We start from the raw sequence: 16,434 nt of genomic DNA, 5'->3' as shown, positions 1-16,434 counted from the left end.
TCGACGGCGCTAGCCCTTGATGAGCCTGCGGCGCAGCCAGCCCGAAAAGCTGTCCATCGCCATCACCATCAGCACGATCAGCACCATGTAATAGGCCACGTCCTCCCAGTCCTTCTGGGTCTGGATCGCCTGCGTCAGCAACAGGCCGATGCCGCCGCCGACGATGGCGCCGATCACCGTGGCGCCGCGCGTGTTCGATTCCAGGAAATACAGCACCTGCGACAGCAGCACCGGCGTCACCTGCGGGATCACCCCGAACCGCGCCCGCTGCACGGCGCCCGCGCCGGTCGAGCGGATGCCCTCGACCTGCTTTTCGTCGATGTTTTCCAGCGCTTCCGAGAACATCTTGCCAAAGCTGCCGGTATCGGTCAGCAGGATGGCCAGCGCCCCGGTCATCGGGCCGGGGCCGAAGGCGCGGGCCAGCACGATGGTCCAGATCAGCCCGTCCACGCCGCGGATGAAGTCGAAGACCCGGCGCAGGCCAAAGCGCAGCGCGCCAAAGGGCATCATGTTGCGCGCCGCCATGAAGCCCAGCGGCAGCGCGACCAGCGCCGCGCCGAAGGTGCCCAGGAAGGCCATCAGCACCGTCTCGAACATGGCCCAGATCACGTCGCCGTGCCGCCACATGGCGTTGGTCCAGAAGTCCCGCGCCATGGCGGCGACATTGGGCAGGCCGGGATCGACGCGCGGCCCCCAAAGCGCGCTGGCGGCGATCTCGGGCCAGCTCATGTAGTGGAACGGGCTGTCGAGGGTAAAGAAGAACAGCGCCCAGCCCGGCTGGTAGCGAAAGGTCTCCACCTTGGAGCGGGTATAGGCGAAGCGCCCGGCCGGGGTGGTGACGCTGACCCGGCTGTCCGAGGCGTTGATCCAGTCGGGCAGCGGCTGGGGCGCGGTCAGGTGCAGCCCGCCGTCCTGGGGGCGGATGTCGATCAGCCCATAGCCCGGCACCTCGTAGCGCGCGCCCTGCGCGTCATAGGTGACGACATGGCCCTGGCCCAGGTCGATGCGGGTGGCGTCGCCCTGGGTGGCGATCCAGCCCGGCAGGCGGTCCGGCGGATAGGTGCCCTTGGCCTCGCCGTCGATGGCGACGCGCAAGGCGCCCGAGCGGTTGTCCCGCGTCACATGGGTCTTGTGCTGCCAGAAATCCGACAGCAGCACCGCGGCATTGTCCATCCGCGCCCGCCCGGCCAGCCCGGCGATGTCGAAGGCCATGGCGGCATAGGCCAGGTAGGCCAGGATCGCCAGCGGCACCGCAAAGGCCGCCAGCCGGCGGCGGGCGAAACGGGTCAGCACGGTATCGGCCAGGGCGGGGGAAAGCGTGGCAGCGGTCATGGTTCAGCCCCTTACCAGCCGGCTGCGCGCATGGTCCGACAGCCGGTCGATGGCGACGATGGCGACGAAGAGCAGTGCAAAGATCGCCACCACCTCGTCATAGCGGCCCATGCCCCATTGCATCGCCAGCTTCAGGTCGTAGCCGATGCCGCCCGCGCCGACGAAACCCAGGATGGCGCTGGCGCGCAGGTTGATCTCGAACCGCATCAGCGCATAGGACAGCCAGTTCGGCGCCACCTGCGGCAGGACGCCCAGCCCGACCTGCTGGCCCCAGCCGGCGCCGACCGAGGCAAGCCCCTCGACCGGCTTCAGGTCGGCGTTCTCGGCCACTTCGGAAAACAGCTTGCCGAGCGCGCCGGCGGTATGCAGCGAGATGGCGATCACCGCCGGCACCGGCCCGCCGCCGAGGATATAGATCAGCACCAGCGCGACCACGATCTCGGGCACGGCGCGCAGCGCGTCCATCAGCCGGCGGAACAGCCCCGTCAGCCGCGGCCAGCGCGCCAGCCCGCGCGTGGACAGAAGCGCCAGCCCCATCGCCATCAGCCCGCCCATGAGCGTCGAGACGGCGGCGATGTTCAGCGTCTCGACCAGCGAGGGCAGATGCTCGGCCAGCAGGCCGGGCAGGTTCGCGCGCTTCTGCCATGCCTCGGCCAGCACCTCCGAGGGGAAGGCCAGCAGCATCGGCAGCCCGTCGACGAAGCCGCCGGCATTGCGGCTTTCGGCCAGCCGGAACCCGGCCGCCATCATGGCGACGAAGATCACCAGCAAGAGCCCGCCGTAAAGGCGGCGTCGGCGCGTCAGTTCCAGATAGGCGTCGCGGATGTCGTCCGGGGCAAGGGCGGCCATGAAGATCCTGCGGATGAAATGCGGATGCCGCGCCCCCCCCTAGGGACGCGGCCGGGGGGCGCTTTACTGCGCCGTTTCCTGCAACTTGCGCGCGGCGACCACGCCCAGATAGGCGTCATGCGTCACCGGCACGAAATCCATGGCCTCGCCATGGGCGACGCCATAGGCGCAGTCCTTGTCGGTCTCGTGCAGGTCGGCGGTCAGTTGCGTGACCTTGTCCTTGACCTCTTGCGGCAGGGCCTTGCGCAGCACCATCGGCCCTTCCGGGATCAGCTTGGACTTCCAGATCTCGACCAGGTCGTTCATCTCGACCAGCCCGGCATCGGCGGCCTTGCGGAAGGCGCCCGAGTTATAGCCGTCCTCCCAGTCGCCCAGACCGTCGGCCCAGCTGACGCCGGCGTCGAAATCGCCGTTGGCGACGCCGATGATCGCCTGCTCGTGCCCGCCCGCGAAACGGACCTGGCCGAAGAAATCCTCCAGCTTGCCATGGGTCTCGGCCAGCTCGGCCCCCGGCACCAGGTAGCCCGAGGTCGAGTTCGGCTCGGCAAAGGCGAAGGACTTGCCCCTGGCGTCCTCGATCGAGGCGATGCCGCTGTCCTTGCGGGCGAAGCCGATGGCGTAATAGCCGGTCGAGCCGTCCATGTTCTGCTTGGTCAGCACCGGCTCGACCGCCTCGGGATCGGTCAGGTGGATCTTGGCATAGCCCGAGGCGCCCAGCCAGGCCATGTCCAGCGTCCCGCCCAGCAGGCCCTGGATGACGCCGTCGTAATCGGCGGGGGTAAAGACCTTGACCGGCACGCCCAGCTGGGCCTCGATGGCGGCGCGGTAGCATTCGTTCGAGGTCATGCGGTCCTGCGCGTTCTCGCCGCCCATGATCCCGAGGTTGAAGCCGGTGATCGGCTGGGCCGAGGCGGCCGAGATCAGGCCGGAGGTCAGGGCGGTGGCGGCGGCAAGCGCCAGGGCAAGCGGTTTCATGGTCTCTCCATGGGTTGCGGTATTGCGGGAAGCGTCAGGCCATCAACCGCGCGGCATAGGCCGCATCGGCGATGGCATCGGCGGGAATGGCGGTCGAGGTCGCGGCCTCGTTGAAGCTGTGGTCGGCGCCATAGATGTCGCGGGCGACGCCGGTCGAAAGCTGCGCCGGCGTGCCGTCGAAGACGATGCGCCCGTCGCGCATGCCGATCACCCGGTCGCAATAGCGACGCGCGGTGTCCAGCGTGTGCAGGTTGGCGATGACCATGCGCCCGTCCTCGACATTGATGCGCTTGAGCGTGTCCATGACGATCTGCGCGTTCATCGGGTCGAGGCTGGCGATGGGCTCGTCCGCCAGGATGATCCTGGGGTCTTGCATCAGCGCGCGGGCGATGGCCACGCGCTGCTGCTGGCCGCCCGACAGCGCCTCGGCCCGCTTGGGCGCCTGTTCGGCGATGCCCAGCCGGTCCAGGATCTCCAGCGCGCGCAGGATGTCGGCGCGCGGCCACAGGTTGAACAGGGTGGCCAGCGCCGGGCGGCGGTTCAGCAACCCGTGCAGCACGTTCGAGACCACGTCCATGCGCGGCACCAGGTTGAACTGCTGGAAGATCATCGCGCATTGGCTTTGCCAGGCGCGGCGGTCGCGGCCGCGCAGCGCCAGGATGTCGCGCCCGTCCACGCAGATCCGCCCGGCCGAGGCATCGGTCAGCCGGTTCATCATCCGCAGGAAGGTCGATTTCCCTGCCCCCGAGCGGCCGATGATGCCGACGAAGGCCGGGCCGTCCACGGCAAAGCTGATGTCGTCCACCGCGGCACGCCCGGAAAAGACGCGGGTGACGTTCTGAACTGCAAGCAAGGCGGCCCTCCATGAGCGGTTGGGGCGCTGATAGCCGGGATCGGTGACGGAATTGGCGCAGTCCGGTGAAGCTTTCTTGACGCCCGCGCCGCCCTTTCCCGAGCGTTTTTCACAGGACGCAAAATCCAAATCCGAGCGTTCGGATCAGGATCAGAACGCCAAGTAATTCTGTCAACTATATGTTTTTACAAGATTATTTCTTGACCTTCGGCGAATCGGCCTCTATATCCTTGCCAAGGTCGCCAGCCAGCCGAAAGCCAGCCAGCAACCAAGACATGCCCGCCAGACAGGAGCAACAGCCATGACCAAAACCGCCTGCAACGCCTGCGCGTTCTACGAGGATCACGTCGCCAACTCCGCCAGCACGCTGTCCGATTCCGGCCTGTGCCGCGCCAACCCGCCCGTCAACCAAAGGGACGCGGACACCAGGGGTTATTGGCCGGTCGTCAAGTCGAACGACTGGTGCGGCCAGTTCGCCACCACCTTCGCGGCCGAATAACCTTTCGCCGCACCGACGCAGGAAAGGCAGCCTCCGGGCTGCCTTTGGCGTTTATCCGGCCCGGATCAGAGGGTTGCGGCAAAACCCTCGAGAAACTTGCGCAGCTGCGCGCGCGTCTTGTCGTCGGTCAGGTTGCCCTGGTCGTCGAACAGCGATTCCGCGCGTGACACCATCAGCCGCCCCTCGGTCCACAGCGCGGCCTTGAGCGTGCGCAGCACCGGCAGCCAATGGCTTTGCGCCAGGATGGTGCCGAAACCGCCGGGCGAGGCGCCGATCACCGCCACCGGCTTGCCCACGAACATCGCCAGCCCCTCGCCGCGCGACATCCAGTCGATGGCGTTCTTGAACACGCCCGGCACGCCGTTGTTGTATTCCGGCGTCACCATCAGCAACCCGTCCGCCGCCGCAAGCTGCGCTTGCAGGGCGCGCACCGGCTGGGGCAGGCCCGACTCGGCCTCCAGATCGCCGTCGTAGAGCGGCACCTCGCGGATCGAGCCGATCTGGATGCGCACCCCCTCGGGCGCCAGGTCGGCCGCGGCGCGCAGCAGCCCGGCGTTGAACGAGGCGCGCCGCAGGCTGCCACTGAGGCCCAGGATCGTCTTGGTCATCGCTGTTTCCTTTCCTGCCTGCCGAGGGTTGCGCGGAACGACGCCGGCTGTCGCCCAACGCCGCGGGCGCGGAAATCGACGCGATGCCCGGCAAGATTTTTCACGCCATGCCGGGACGGGGCGGATATTGCAGGCCGCGTTCGGTGACGATGGCGGCCAGCCGGATGTCGTGGGGTTGCGGATAGATCGTCGCCAGCCGGGCCGCCTGCAAGCCGACCCCGATCGCCAGCGGCTGCCGCGCGGCCAGCGTGCGGTCGAAATAGCCGCCGCCATAGCCCAGCCGATAGCCCGCGCCGTCCCAGCCGACCAGCGGGGCCAGCACCACCTCGGGCGCCACCGTCTCGGCGTTGGCCGGCACCGGGATGTTCCAATGCCCCCGCCGCATCGCCGCGCCGGGATGCCAGGGGCGAAAGACCAGCGGGCTCGCCGGGCGCACGACCTCCGGCAGGGCCGGGATGGCGCCCCGTTCGTGCAGGCGGGCCAGCCAGGGGCGCAGGTCGGGTTCCGACCGGATCGGCCAATAGCCGGCGATCACCCGGCCGCGGGGATCGGGCAGATGCGCGGCCAGCACCTCGTCCAGGGCCCTGGCGATGGCCGCGGCGGCGGCCTGGCGCGCGGCGATGCTCAGGCCCGCGCGGTGGGTCAGCAATTCCTCGCGCCGCGCCTTGCGCCAGCGCGCCACGTCGCGCGCCTGCTTTGCATCGACGGCCAGCGGGTCGAAGTAATCCGGCGCGATCCGCGCGGCCTGGCAGGGGGGCGAGCCGCCCTGCTCGTCCCTATCGGCCCCGCCCGGTCCCGCGGTGGAAGGCTGCATCCTGGTCATGCGCGGCAGGGTAGCACGGGGCCGAGCGCCGCCAAAGCCCGTGCGCAAGAATCGGCGTGACAGCGCGCCGCGCAGCGGTTATGGATGGCCCATGTCGCATCGAATGCCCTGCACCATTTCGTTTTATTGGTTCCGCTGTCCCCAGCGGAGCCGGGTGTAGCGCGAACGCGATACTGACCCCCAAGCCGCTGGCCCAAGACCGGCGGCTTTTTCAGTTCCATGCGCTTCCGGTCCGGCCTCTTGCAGAAAGTAGAGAGCCATGCCCATCCAGACCGAGAACCTGCATATCGCCACCCTGCGACCCCTGCCCGCCCCGGCCGCCCTGGCCGAATCGCTGCCGCGGGACGAGGCGGTGTCGCGCACCGTCGCCGACAGCCGCGCCGCCATCCGCGCCATCCTGGCCGGGGGCGACGACCGGCTGCTGGTCGTTGCCGGCCCCTGTTCGATCCATGACGTCCCGGCGGCGCTGGATTACGCCGCGCGCCTGGCCGAGCTGCGCCGCGCGCTGTCCGACCGGCTGGAAATCGTCATGCGGGTCTATTTCGAAAAGCCGCGCACCACCGTCGGCTGGAAGGGGCTGATCAACGACCCGCATCTGGACGGCTCGGACCGGATCGAGGACGGGCTGCCCCTGGCCCGCCGCCTGCTGCTGGAGATCAACCGCATGGGCCTGCCGGCGGCGACCGAGTTCCTGGACCCGATCCTGCCGCAGTATTTCGCCGACCTGATCGCCTGGGGCGCCATCGGCGCGCGCACCACGGAAAGCCAGATCCACCGCCAGCTGGCCTCGGGCCTGTCCTGCCCGGTCGGGTTCAAGAACGGCACCGATGGCGGGGTGCAGGTGGCGCTGGACGCGATCCGCTCGGCCGCGCGGCCGCACAGCTTCCCGGCGATCACCGCCCAGGGGGCGGCGGCCATCGCCACCACCACGGGCAACGATGCCTGCCATGTCGTGCTGCGCGGTGGCCATGACGGGCCGAATTACGACGCCGGGCATGTCGCGGCGGTGGCGGCGGCTGCGGCCAGGGCCGGCGTCGAGCCCGGCATCGTCATCGACGCGAGCCACGCCAACAGCGGCAAGGATCCGGCGCGCCAGCCGGCGGTGATCGCCGATGTCACGGCGCAGATCCGCGCGGGCGAGGCGCGCATCCGCGGCGTCATGCTGGAAAGCAACCTGGTGGCGGGGCGGCAGGATCTGCAGCCCGGCCAGGTGCCGGTCTATGGCCAGAGCATCACCGACGGCTGCCTGGGCTGGGAAGAAAGCCGCGCGCTGCTGCTGGATCTGGCCGGGGCCGCCGCCACGCGCCTGCGCCGCGCCGCCTGACGCGGGCGTCGCCGGACGCTCAATGCCTGACGAGGACATCGCGTGGCGGCGGCGAAATCGCAAGGTTTTGCGTCGCACCGAGCTGGGCATGGCAGGGGCCGCATGGTTTCAAGCGACCCTGCCCTGTCCAGCCCCGGCCCCCGCCGCTTCAGCCGCGGATGCCGGTCGCGAACATCGGCCCGCCGCGCCAGCGCGGAAAGCCGTAGCCGTGGATCTCGACCAGGTCGATGTCGGCGGGAGTTTGCGCGATACCCTCGTCCAGGATCGCCTGCCCCTCGGCCGCCATCTCGGCGACCAGATGCGCGGCGATCGCATCGCGGTCCATCGCCCCGCCGGGGGTGATCGCGCCCGCCAGCAGCGCGGCCACCAGGGCCGAGGGCTGCGGGCGCCGCTCGCCCGGCGCATAGTCATACCAGCCGCCGCCGGTCTTTTGCCCCTTGCGGCCGGCGCGGACCAGGATGTCGCCCAGCGTCTCGGGCACCGCCTGCCCCGCCGCCCGCGCGCCCTCGCGTTGCAGGAAGGCGATGTCGAGCCCGCCCAGATCCTGCGCCTCGAACGGGCCCATGGCAAAGCCATGGCCGCGCATGGCGGCGTCGATCTCGGCAATCGCCACGCCCTGGCGGACCAGCGCCTCGGCCGCGGCGCGATAGCGCTTCAGGATGCGGTTGCCGATGAAGCCCTCGCAGATGCCGGCGCGGACCGGGATCTTCTTCAGCAGCCGCGCCAGGGCAAAGCCGGTCGCCAGCGTGCTCTCCGAGGTTTGGGGCACGGGCACGATCTCCAGGAGCTTCATCACATTGGCCGGGCTGAAGAAATGCAGGCCGATGAAACGCTCGGGGCCGGGCAGCCCCCCGGCGATGGCGCGCGGGTCGAGATAGGAGGTATTGGTCGCCAGCACCGCATCCGGCCGGCAGACCTGGGCGAGCCGGTCGAAGACGGCGCGCTTGACCCCGATCTCTTCGAACACCGCCTCGATGACCAGGTCGGCATCGGCCAGTTGGGCATAGTCGGTGGTCCCGGTGACGCCGGCCAGCCGGTCGGCGGCCTGCGCCTGGGTCAGCTTGCCGCGCCGGACGGCGCCGTCGAAGATGCCGCGCAGGTTGGCCATGCCGCGTGCCACCGCCTCGTCGTCGCGTTCGACCAGCACCACCGGCAGGCCGGCGTCGCGCATGGCGGCGGCGATGCCCGCGCCCATGGTGCCGCCGCCGACCACCGCCGCGCGGCGCAGGGGCAAGGGCTCGACATCGCGCAGGGCGGCCGGGCGCGGCGCGGCGCGCTCGGCGAAGAAGACGTGGCGCAGCGCCGCCGCCTGTTCCGAGCTGCGCAGCTCCAGGAAGGTCTCGCGCTCGAAGGCCATGGCCTCGGCAAAGCTTGCCTCGGCCGCCTTGCGCAGGCAGGCCAGCGCCCGCAGCGGCGCGGCGGCGCCCTTGGCGACGGCCTTTTCCTGCTCGGCCCAGAAGGCCGGGTCGGGCGCGGCGACGGGGCGGGCCGAGCTCGGCTGGGGCAAGGGCCGGGTCAGCGCGTGGCGGGCAAAGGCCACGGCCCCTTCCAGCAGATCGCCCTGGATCACCGCATCGACCAGCCCGGCCTCGGCGGCTTGCGCCGCCCGCAGGGGCCGGCCCGAAGTCACCAGTTCGACCGCGGCCGGAACGCCCACCAGGCGCGGCGTGCGCACCGTGCCCGAGGCGCCGGGAACGATGCCCAGGCTCACCTCGGGCAGGCCCAGCGAGGCACCCTGCGCGGCCACCCGGAAGCGGCAGCCCATCGCCACCTCGAGCCCGCCGCCAAGCGCCGAGCCGTGGATCGCCGCGACCCAGGGCTTCGCGGCCGCCTCGATCCGGTCCACCAGGTCGGGCAGGTGCGGCGGAACCGGCGGCTTGCCGAATTCGGTCACGTCCGCGCCGGCGATGAAGGTGCGGCCGGCGCAGACCAGCACCACCGCCGCGACCGAGCCGTCGGCGTCCAGCGTCTCCACCGCGTCCCACAGCCCCTGCCGCAGCGCCGCGGACAGCGCGTTGACGGGCGGGTTGTCCACGGTGACGGTGGCGATTTCCCCTTGGCGGGCGATGGTTACGGTCATTTCCTCATATCCCCAGATAGGCTTCGCGGATGCGCGGATCGGCGATCAGCTCCTCGGCCGGACCCTGCATGGTGATCTGGCCGGTTTCCATGACATAGCCGCGATCGGCGATCTTCAGCGCGCCGAAGGCGTTCTGTTCCACCAGCAGCACGGTCACGCCGAGCGCCTTGAGCCCGCTGACCACGTCGAAGATCTGCTGGACGATGATCGGCGCCAGGCCCATCGAGGGCTCGTCCAGAAGCAGGCAGGACGGCCGGCCCATCAGCGCCCGCGCCATGGCCAGCATCTGCTGCTGGCCGCCCGACAGGCCCCCGGCGGCGAGGTTGCGCTTCTGCTTCAGGATCGGGAACATCTGGAAGGCGTCTTCCATGTCCTTTTCCACCCGCTCGTCGCTGTAGAGGAAGGCGCCGAGGCGCAGGTTCTCCTCGACCGTCAGGTTGGTGAAGATCTGCCGCCCCTCGGGCGATTGCGCCAGCCCGCGGGCCAGCCGCCGATAGGCCGGCACCGAGGCCAGCGGCTCGCCGCGGAAGGTGATGGTGCCGGCCGAGACCGGCTGCACCCCCGACAGGCAGCGCAGCAGCGTGGTCTTGCCCGCGCCATTGGCGCCGACCACGGTGACGATCTCGCCGGAATCGACATGCAGGTCGATGCCGTGCAAGACCTCGATGCGCCCGTAGCGCGAGCGCAAGCCCTCAACCGTCAGCATCGGCACCCTCCTCGGTTCCCAGATAGGCGGCGATCACCGCCGGGTTGCGGCTGACCTCGGCCGGCGCGCCCTCGGCGATCTTTTCGCCATGGTCCAGCACGACGATATGGCTGGAAATGCGCATGACCATCTTCATGTCATGCTCGACCAGCAGGATGGCGGTGCCGGAGGCGGCGACCTCGGCGATCAGGTGGTCGATCTCCTCGGTCTCGACGGCGTTGCAGCCCGCCGCCGGCTCGTCGAGCAGCAGCACCTTGGGCCGCATCGCCAGCGCCCGCGCGATCTCGAGCCGCTTGAGCGAGCCATAGGACAGGTTCCCCGCCTCGCGGTCCGCCGCGCGCTCCAGCCCGACGCGGGCCAGCAGTTCGCGCGCGCCCGCCTCGGCCGCGCGGGCCCGGCGGCGCGAGGATGGCAGGTGCAGGAGATCCGCCAGCACCGGCCCCCTTTCCTGCAGGTGAAAGCCCGAGATGGCGTTTTCCAGCACCGTCATGTTCTGGAAGATCTGCAGGTTCTGGAAGGTGCGCGACATGCCGCGGCTTGCCAGGCGGAACGGCGCCATGCCGGTCACGTCCTCGCCCTCCAGCACGACCCGGCCCGATCCGGGCTGGTAGACGCCCGAGATCATGTTGAACAGCGTGGTCTTGCCAGCGCCGTTCGGGCCGATGACCGAGACGATCTCGCCCGGCTCGACCTTGAAGCTGACATCATGCACGGCCTTGATGCCGCCGAAGCTGATGCCCAGACCCTCGACCGAAAGCAGCGTCATTCGCCCCTCCCCCGCAGCTTGCGCAGGACCGAGGGCAAGAGCCCCTCCCGCAGGAAGATCATCACCAGCATCATCACCAGGCCCAGGACGAGCTGTTCGTATTCGGCAAAGACGGTCAGCACCTGCGGCAGCAGCGTCAGGATGCCGGCGCCGAAGATCGCGCCCAGCACCGAGCCGGCGCCACCCAGGACGGCCATCGTCACCATCTCGATCGAATGCATGAAGCCGGCGACGTCGGGGGTGATGAACTTGTTCTGCAGCGCCACCAGCGAGCCCGCGACCGAGGCATAGACGGCCGAGATGACGAAGGCCTGCAGCTTGACCCGCGCCATGTCGATGCCCACGGTGCCCGCGGCGATTTCCGAGCCGTGCAGCGCCCGCAGCGCCCGGCCGCTGGGGCTTTGATAGAGGTTCAGCGCGATCCAGGCGCCGATCAGCAGCACGATGCCGCAGAAGAAATACCAGAACTGGCCGTTGGTCAGGTCCAGCCCCCAGTCTTTCAAGAGCCCGCGCAAGCCCAGTTCGGGCACGGCGATGCCGTCCGGCCCGCCGGTCAGCTGGCGTTCGTTGTTCAGCACCATGGCGACCAGGATGCCGAAGCCTAGCGTGGCGACGGCCAGGTAATAGCCCTTGAGCCGCAGGATCGGCCGCCCGACCAGATAGGCCAGCACGCCCGAGATCACCGCGCCCAGCACCACCGCCAGCGACGGATGCAGGCCCAGATGCGTGGGCGCCAAGGCGCAGGCATAGCCGCCGATGCCGGCGAAACCGGCATGGCCCAGGCTGATCTGTCCGGCATAGCCGGTCAGGATCACGATCCCGGTCACGGCCAGCCCGTTGACGAAGATCAGCGCGCCGACGCGGTAGTAGTAGCCCGAGGGAAAGAAGAACGGCGTCACCGCGATCAGCGCGGCCAGCACCAGCAGCGTGGCGGATTTGGCGGTCAGTCTCGGCATCACACCCGCTCCGTCGATTTGCGGCCGAACAGGCCCTGCGGCATGAAGAACAGCACCAGCAGGATCACGACGAAGGCCGCGGCCTCCTTGTAGGTCGAGGACAGGTAGCCCGCGGTCAGCGCCTCGATCAGCCCGATCAGGAAACCGCCGGCCAGCGCGCCCTTGGGATTGCCCATGCCGCCCAGCATGGCGCCGGCAAAGCCTTTCAGCGCGAAGCCGATGCCGACGCTATAGGCGGTCAGGGTGATCGGCGTCGCCAAGACCCCGGCCAGCGCGCCGATCCCGGCCGACAGCGCAAAGGACAGCGTCATGACGAAATTGGTGTTGATGCCGACCAGCTGCGCCGCCAGCCGGTTGTTCGAGGTGGCCAGCACCGCCCGGCCCAGGAGCGTGCGGGTGAAGAACAGCCACAGCCCGGCAAAGACCACCAGCGCGCCACCGATCACCCACAGGCTTTGCGGCTGGATCGTCGCGCCGCCGATGCGCAGCGGCGTGTCGCCCGAAAAGGCCGGGAAGCTGTGGATCTGCTTGTCGAAGACCAGCTGCGCCGCGCCCTGCAGAAAGACCGAGGCGCCGATGGTGATGATGATGAGCGAGACGACGGGCGCGCCGCGCGCCGGCTCGATCGCAAGCTTGTTGATCGCGACCCCCAGGGCTGCGGTCGCCAGGATGGCGACCAGCGCCGCCAGCGGCAGCGGCAGCCCGGCGGCATGGGCGAACCATGTGACCATGCCGCCCAGCATGACGAACTCGCCCTGGGCGAAGTTCACCACGTCCGAGGCGTTGTAGATGATGGTGAAACCCAGGGCGACCAGCGCATAGACCGCGCCCACCGTCAGCCCTGAAAACAGGAATTGCAGAAGTTCAGACATGCCGAGGCTCTCTGGCTGGGCTCTCCCGAGCGGGCGGAAGCGGTCCCCAGGGCGGGGACCGCGCGGGGTCATTCGACGATGGACCAGCTGCCGTCCTTGACCTCCAGCATGCGGAAGGCCGACAGGTCCAGCCCCAGATGGTCCTCGGGCGACATGGTGTAGATGCCGGTCGTGCCCGCCAGCCCCGAGGTCTGCTCCAGCGCGTCGCGGATCGCGGCGGGTTCCGCGGAACCGGCGCGCGTCACCGCATCGACCAGCAGGGCGAAGCCGTCATGGGCATAGCCGCCGAAGGTGCCGACCGGCTCGTTGAACTTGCCCTCGAAGGCCGCCTTGTAGGCCGTCACCACCGGCTTTTGCGGATCGTCCTCGGCCAAGAGGTCCACGACGAGCAGCGCGGTGCCGGGCAGGCGCACGCCCTCGGCCGCTTCCTTGCCGGCAAGCTCGATGAACCCGTCCGAGGCGACGCCATGCGACTGGTAGAGCGGCAGCTCGATGCCCAGCTGGCGATAGTTGCGCGTCACGATGGACGGGCCCTGGCCGAAGCCGGGGTTCAGCACCGCCTGCACGCCATCGGTGTTGCGGATCTTGGTCAGCTGCGCCGTCATGTCGGCGTCCTTGGGGTCATAGGTCTCGTCCGCGGCGATCTCGATGCCGTATTCGCCGACCACGTCCTTGCATTGCGCCTGCATCGAGGCGCCGAAGCCGTCGGTGCCCGAGATCATGCCGATCTTCTGGATGCCGCTTTTCTGCATGTCCTCGAAGATCTTCTGGCAGGCCATGCGGTCGGTATGCGGGGTCTTGAAGGTAAAGGGCTTGACCGGCTGGATGATGTCGATGGCGCCGGCCAGCGAGATGAAGGGGATCTCGGCGTCCTCGGCCACAGCCAGGATCGACATCGAGGTGCCGGTGGTGGTGCCGCCGATGATGGCCTGCACCTCGTCATCCTCGATCAGCCGGGTGGCGAAGGTGCGCGCCTTATTGGCGTCGCCGCCGTCGTCGTAAAGCACCAGCGCGATCTCTTCGCCGTTGATGCCGCCCTTGGCGTTCAGCTCCTCGACCAGCATTTGCAGGGTCTTGGCCTCGGGGTCGCCGAGGAAGGCGGCGGGGCCGGTCGCGGAAACCGAGGCGCCGATCCTGATCTCGGCGCTGGCGGCAGAGGCCAGGCCAAGCGCGATCAGCGCGGCCGGAACGGTCGTCGTCAGGGTCTTTTTCATGATGTGTCTCCTCCCAGAGAACCAGTTTACAGGGTCAGGCCGCCGCGGGCCGGCGCCACATGGCGCGCCGGAACCGGCTGGCGACGAAGGCGGTGTCGGTCAGGCAGGCATTGCCGGCCGGGTTGGCGCCGGTGACGTGGAAATCGCTGAAGGCCGCCGATTGGTTGACATAGATGTTGCCGGTCAGGTTCACCGACAGGTTGACGCCGGCCGCGGCAAAGGCCTGCGCGGCACGGGCGATGCGCGCCTCGTCCCGGTCATAGAGCGCGGCGGTGATCGCGCCCTTGCGCCGCGCCAGCTCGGCGGCCCGCGCAATGGCGACATCGGCATCCTTCACCGCGACGACGAAGGCGACGGGGCCGAAGCATTCCCGCTCGCAGGCCGGATCGCCGTCCCGCAGTGCCAAGAGCAGCGGGGTGGCGGTCCGCCCCTGCCCCACGGGCGCCGAATCGCGTAGCACCCGGCCCAGGCCGCGCGCCTGCTGCACCCGCTCCAGCGTCGCCTGGTTGGCGATGGCGCCGCAGATGCCCGCCGCGCGGGCCGGGTCGGCCAGCAGGGCGTCGATGGCGCCGGCCAGCGCCAGCCCGACCTCGTCGAAGCTCTTGCGGCCCTGGTCGGTGTCGATGCCGCCCTCGGGCACATAGATGTTCTGCGGCGCGGTGCACATCTGCCCGGAATAAAGCGCCAGCGAAAAGGCCAGGTTGTCGCACATGCCGGCGAAGTCGTCGGTCGCGGCGATGGTGACGGTGTTGACCCCCGCCTCTTCGGTGAACAGCTGCGCCTGGGTCGCGTGGCTGCGCAGCCAGTCGCCGAAAGCGGCCGAGCCGGTATAGTCGATCAGCCGCACCGCCGGATCGGTGGCGAGTTCCTGGGTGATCTCGGCCCCGCGCTCGTCCACGGCCAGCAGCACCGAATCGGCGGGCAGGCCGGCCTCGGCCAGCACCTCGCGCAAGGCCCGCACGGTCAGCGCCAGCGGCAGGATGGCGGCGGGATGCGGCTTGACGATTACCGGGTTGCCGGTGGCCAGGCTGGCGAAGATCCCGGAATAGCTGTTCCAGGTCGGGAAAGTGTTGCAGCCGATGGCCAGCGACAGGCCCGCGGGCACGATCGACCAGTGCTTTTCCAGCAGGATCGGCGCCGCCTTGCCCTGCGGCTTTTCCCAGCGCGCCTGCGGGGCAAAGCGCGTCATCTCGTCCCAGGCCATCGCCACGGCCTCGAGCCCGCGGTCCTGGGCATGCGGCCCGCCCGCCTGGAAGGCCATGGCAAAGGCCTGGCCGGTGGTGTGCATGGTGGCCTGGCCGATAAGGAAGCTCATGCGGTTGAGCCGCACCAGCGCCTCGAGGCAGGCGCCCACCCGCGCCTCGGGGCTGGCCGCCGCCAGTGCCGGCTGCGCCGCCTGCGCCGCGGCGATCAGCGTCGCGGCATCGGCGGCCGGATAGGTGATCCCCAGCGCGCCGCCAAAGGGCGAGACCTCGGCACCCAGCCAGCGCTGATTCGGATGCCCAGGCAGTTCGAAGGCGGCATGGCGCAGCGCCGCGAAGCCGGTTTCGCCGTCCTGGCGCGCCGATTCCCCATAGATCTTGCCGCTTGGAATCTCGGGGAACGGGCTCCAGAATGCGCGCTGGCGGACAGCGTCCAGCGCGGCGTCCAGCATCGGCCGATGGCGGTCGAAAAATTCTGTCACGGCGTTCCCCCTCATTTGCCAGATTATCATTGACCGGCCGGTCGGTTTATGCAACAAAAATTTTCAGGGAGCCCCAGAAGCCGGGGCATGGGAGTTTTACCGATGACGGAAACCGTCCTGACGGCCTTGGCCGATGGCGTGCTGACGCTGACGCTCAATCGCCCCGACAAGCTGAATTCCTTCAACAAGGACATGCACATGGCGCTGCATGCCGGCCTGCAAAGGGCACATGACGATGCCGCGGTGCGCGCGGTGCTGCTGACCGGCGCCGGCCGCGGCTTCTGCGCCGGCCAGGACCTGGGCGACCGCGACCCGCGCAACGGCGGCGAGGCACCCGACCTGGGCCATACGCTGGAAGCCTATTACAACCCCTCGGTGCGGCTGATCCGTTCGCTGGCCAAGCCGGTGGTCTGCGCGGTGAACGGCGTCGCCGCCGGCGCCGGTGCGAACATCGCCATCGCCTGCGACATCGTGCTGGCGGCGAGATCGGCGAAATTCGTCCAGGCCTTCGCCAAGATCGGGCTGGTGCCGGATGCCGGCGGCTCCTGGTCGCTGACCCGCATCCTGGGCGAGCCGCGCGCCAAGGCGCTGACCCTGACGGCCGAGCCGCTAGGCGCGGAAACGGCGGCCGAATGGGGCCTGATCTGGAAGGCCGTCGAGGACGCGGCGCTGATGGACGAGGCCACGGCGCTGGCGAAATCGCTGGCGGCCGGCCCGACGCTGGGGCTGGGCCTGACCAAGCAGATGATCCAGGCCTCGGCCGGCAACAGCCTGGAAGAACAGCTCGACCTGGAGCGCGACTGCCAGCGGCGGGCCGGCCACAGCGCCGATTATGCCGAAGGCGTCGCCGCCTTCCTGGAAAAGCGCAAGCCGGAGTTCAGGGGACAATGAAC

16 protein-coding genes are annotated in these 16,434 nt (G+C 69.5%); 3 read left to right on the top strand and 13 right to left on the bottom strand.

Annotation, left to right across the window (positions count from 1 at the left end; genetic code table 11):
• Nucleotides 1–9 precede the first annotated feature (9 nt).
• The 4 genes from phnE (E3U26_RS15400) to phnC form a co-directional block, all read right to left on the bottom strand.
• Complete coding sequence (gene phnE, locus E3U26_RS15400; RefSeq protein WP_499105894.1) at nucleotides 10–1,332, bottom strand: PhnE/PtxC family ABC transporter permease; 1,323 nt, start codon at nucleotides 1,330–1,332, stop codon at nucleotides 10–12.
• A 3-nt stretch (nucleotides 1,333–1,335) separates the two neighbouring features.
• Nucleotides 1,336–2,181 carry a phosphonate ABC transporter, permease protein PhnE gene (gene phnE, locus E3U26_RS15395; RefSeq protein WP_214274653.1) on the bottom strand — a complete coding sequence of 282 codons (846 nt, stop codon included), beginning with the start codon at nucleotides 2,179–2,181 and terminating at the stop codon, nucleotides 1,336–1,338.
• A gap of 63 nt (nucleotides 2,182–2,244) precedes the next feature.
• Entirely contained in the window at nucleotides 2,245–3,156 is a 912-nt protein-coding gene (gene phnD, locus E3U26_RS15390; protein WP_036755356.1) for a phosphonate ABC transporter substrate-binding protein, read from the bottom strand.
• 34 nt (nucleotides 3,157–3,190) lie between these two features.
• Complete coding sequence (gene phnC / locus E3U26_RS15385; RefSeq protein ID WP_036755360.1) at nucleotides 3,191–4,009, bottom strand: phosphonate ABC transporter ATP-binding protein; 819 nt, start codon at nucleotides 4,007–4,009, stop codon at nucleotides 3,191–3,193.
• Nucleotides 4,010–4,310: 301 nt separating this feature from the next.
• Between phnC and E3U26_RS15380 the strand changes: the two genes are divergently transcribed.
• On the top strand, nucleotides 4,311–4,508 hold the full coding sequence (locus E3U26_RS15380; protein ID WP_036755362.1) for a hypothetical protein: 198 nt from the start codon (nucleotides 4,311–4,313) through the stop codon (nucleotides 4,506–4,508).
• A gap of 65 nt (nucleotides 4,509–4,573) precedes the next feature.
• Here E3U26_RS15380 and E3U26_RS15375 read toward each other — a convergent pair whose 3' ends face one another.
• Nucleotides 4,574–5,116: an NADPH-dependent FMN reductase gene (locus E3U26_RS15375; RefSeq protein WP_499105893.1), complete on the bottom strand. Its 543-nt coding sequence runs from the start codon at nucleotides 5,114–5,116 to the stop codon at nucleotides 4,574–4,576.
• Between the two features lie 100 nt (nucleotides 5,117–5,216).
• Complete coding sequence (locus tag E3U26_RS15370; protein WP_499105892.1) at nucleotides 5,217–5,930, bottom strand: 5-formyltetrahydrofolate cyclo-ligase; 714 nt, start codon at nucleotides 5,928–5,930, stop codon at nucleotides 5,217–5,219.
• 268 nt (nucleotides 5,931–6,198) lie between these two features.
• Between E3U26_RS15370 and E3U26_RS15365 the strand changes: the two genes are divergently transcribed.
• Nucleotides 6,199–7,263, top strand: coding sequence for a 3-deoxy-7-phosphoheptulonate synthase (locus tag E3U26_RS15365; RefSeq protein WP_243784814.1), 1,065 nt, complete (start codon nucleotides 6,199–6,201; stop codon nucleotides 7,261–7,263).
• Between the two features lie 148 nt (nucleotides 7,264–7,411).
• Here the strand turns inward: E3U26_RS15365 and E3U26_RS15360 are convergent, their stop codons facing one another.
• The 7 genes from E3U26_RS15360 to paaN form a co-directional block, all read right to left on the bottom strand.
• Complete coding sequence (locus tag E3U26_RS15360; RefSeq protein WP_499105891.1) at nucleotides 7,412–9,343, bottom strand: fatty acid beta-oxidation multifunctional protein; 1,932 nt, start codon at nucleotides 9,341–9,343, stop codon at nucleotides 7,412–7,414.
• A gap of 4 nt (nucleotides 9,344–9,347) precedes the next feature.
• Nucleotides 9,348–10,049 (bottom strand): ABC transporter ATP-binding protein, encoded by a 702-nt coding sequence (locus tag E3U26_RS15355; RefSeq protein ID WP_036755370.1) that lies wholly within the window; start codon nucleotides 10,047–10,049, stop codon nucleotides 9,348–9,350.
• Complete coding sequence (locus tag E3U26_RS15350) at nucleotides 10,036–10,815, bottom strand: ABC transporter ATP-binding protein (RefSeq protein WP_036755371.1); 780 nt, start codon at nucleotides 10,813–10,815, stop codon at nucleotides 10,036–10,038. The genes E3U26_RS15355 and E3U26_RS15350 overlap by 14 nt, the downstream gene beginning before the upstream one ends.
• Nucleotides 10,812–11,771 (bottom strand): branched-chain amino acid ABC transporter permease, encoded by a 960-nt coding sequence (locus E3U26_RS15345; protein WP_499105890.1) that lies wholly within the window; start codon nucleotides 11,769–11,771, stop codon nucleotides 10,812–10,814. Before E3U26_RS15345 ends, E3U26_RS15350 begins: the two co-directional genes overlap by 4 nt.
• Nucleotides 11,771–12,643: a branched-chain amino acid ABC transporter permease gene (locus tag E3U26_RS15340; RefSeq protein ID WP_036755374.1), complete on the bottom strand. Its 873-nt coding sequence runs from the start codon at nucleotides 12,641–12,643 to the stop codon at nucleotides 11,771–11,773. Before E3U26_RS15340 ends, E3U26_RS15345 begins: the two co-directional genes overlap by 1 nt.
• A gap of 68 nt (nucleotides 12,644–12,711) precedes the next feature.
• Nucleotides 12,712–13,857, bottom strand: a complete 1,146-nt coding sequence (locus tag E3U26_RS15335; protein WP_499105889.1) for an ABC transporter substrate-binding protein — start codon at nucleotides 13,855–13,857, stop codon at nucleotides 12,712–12,714.
• 34 nt (nucleotides 13,858–13,891) lie between these two features.
• A complete protein-coding gene (gene paaN / locus E3U26_RS15330) occupies nucleotides 13,892–15,541 on the bottom strand; it encodes an aldehyde dehydrogenase family protein (RefSeq protein WP_499105888.1) in 1,650 nt (549 codons plus the stop codon).
• Between the two features lie 102 nt (nucleotides 15,542–15,643).
• Between paaN and paaG the strand changes: the two genes are divergently transcribed.
• A complete protein-coding gene (gene paaG, locus E3U26_RS15325; RefSeq protein WP_499105887.1) occupies nucleotides 15,644–16,432 on the top strand; it encodes an enoyl-CoA hydratase in 789 nt (262 codons plus the stop codon).
• Nucleotides 16,433–16,434 lie beyond the last annotated feature (2 nt).

The sequence above is a fragment of the Paracoccus ferrooxidans genome (genome assembly GCF_029909815.1).
Taxonomy (GTDB): Bacteria; Pseudomonadota; Alphaproteobacteria; order Rhodobacterales; family Rhodobacteraceae; genus Paracoccus; species Paracoccus versutus.
The sequence above is the reverse complement of the archived record's forward strand: the minus strand, read 5'-3'. Positions and strand labels throughout refer to the sequence as shown.

Coding starts and splice junctions, on each gene's coding strand:
- phnE (WP_499105894.1), bottom strand. CDS start 1,332: ATGACCGCTGCCACGCTTTCCCCCGCCCTGGCCGATACCGTGCTGACC.
- phnE (WP_214274653.1), bottom strand. CDS start 2,181: ATGGCCGCCCTTGCCCCGGACGACATCCGCGACGCCTATCTGGAACTG.
- phnD (WP_036755356.1), bottom strand. CDS start 3,156: ATGAAACCGCTTGCCCTGGCGCTTGCCGCCGCCACCGCCCTGACCTCC.
- E3U26_RS15380 (WP_036755362.1), top strand. CDS start 4,311: ATGACCAAAACCGCCTGCAACGCCTGCGCGTTCTACGAGGATCACGTC.
- E3U26_RS15375 (WP_499105893.1), bottom strand. CDS start 5,116: ATGACCAAGACGATCCTGGGCCTCAGTGGCAGCCTGCGGCGCGCCTCG.
- E3U26_RS15370 (WP_499105892.1), bottom strand. CDS start 5,930: ATGCAGCCTTCCACCGCGGGACCGGGCGGGGCCGATAGGGACGAGCAG.
- E3U26_RS15365 (WP_243784814.1), top strand. CDS start 6,199: ATGCCCATCCAGACCGAGAACCTGCATATCGCCACCCTGCGACCCCTG.
- E3U26_RS15360 (WP_499105891.1), bottom strand. CDS start 9,343: ATGACCGTAACCATCGCCCGCCAAGGGGAAATCGCCACCGTCACCGTG.
- E3U26_RS15355 (WP_036755370.1), bottom strand. CDS start 10,049: ATGCTGACGGTTGAGGGCTTGCGCTCGCGCTACGGGCGCATCGAGGTC.
- E3U26_RS15350 (WP_036755371.1), bottom strand. CDS start 10,815: ATGACGCTGCTTTCGGTCGAGGGTCTGGGCATCAGCTTCGGCGGCATC.
- E3U26_RS15345 (WP_499105890.1), bottom strand. CDS start 11,771: ATGCCGAGACTGACCGCCAAATCCGCCACGCTGCTGGTGCTGGCCGCG.
- E3U26_RS15340 (WP_036755374.1), bottom strand. CDS start 12,643: ATGTCTGAACTTCTGCAATTCCTGTTTTCAGGGCTGACGGTGGGCGCG.
- E3U26_RS15335 (WP_499105889.1), bottom strand. CDS start 13,857: ATGAAAAAGACCCTGACGACGACCGTTCCGGCCGCGCTGATCGCGCTT.
- paaG (WP_499105887.1), top strand. CDS start 15,644: ATGACGGAAACCGTCCTGACGGCCTTGGCCGATGGCGTGCTGACGCTG.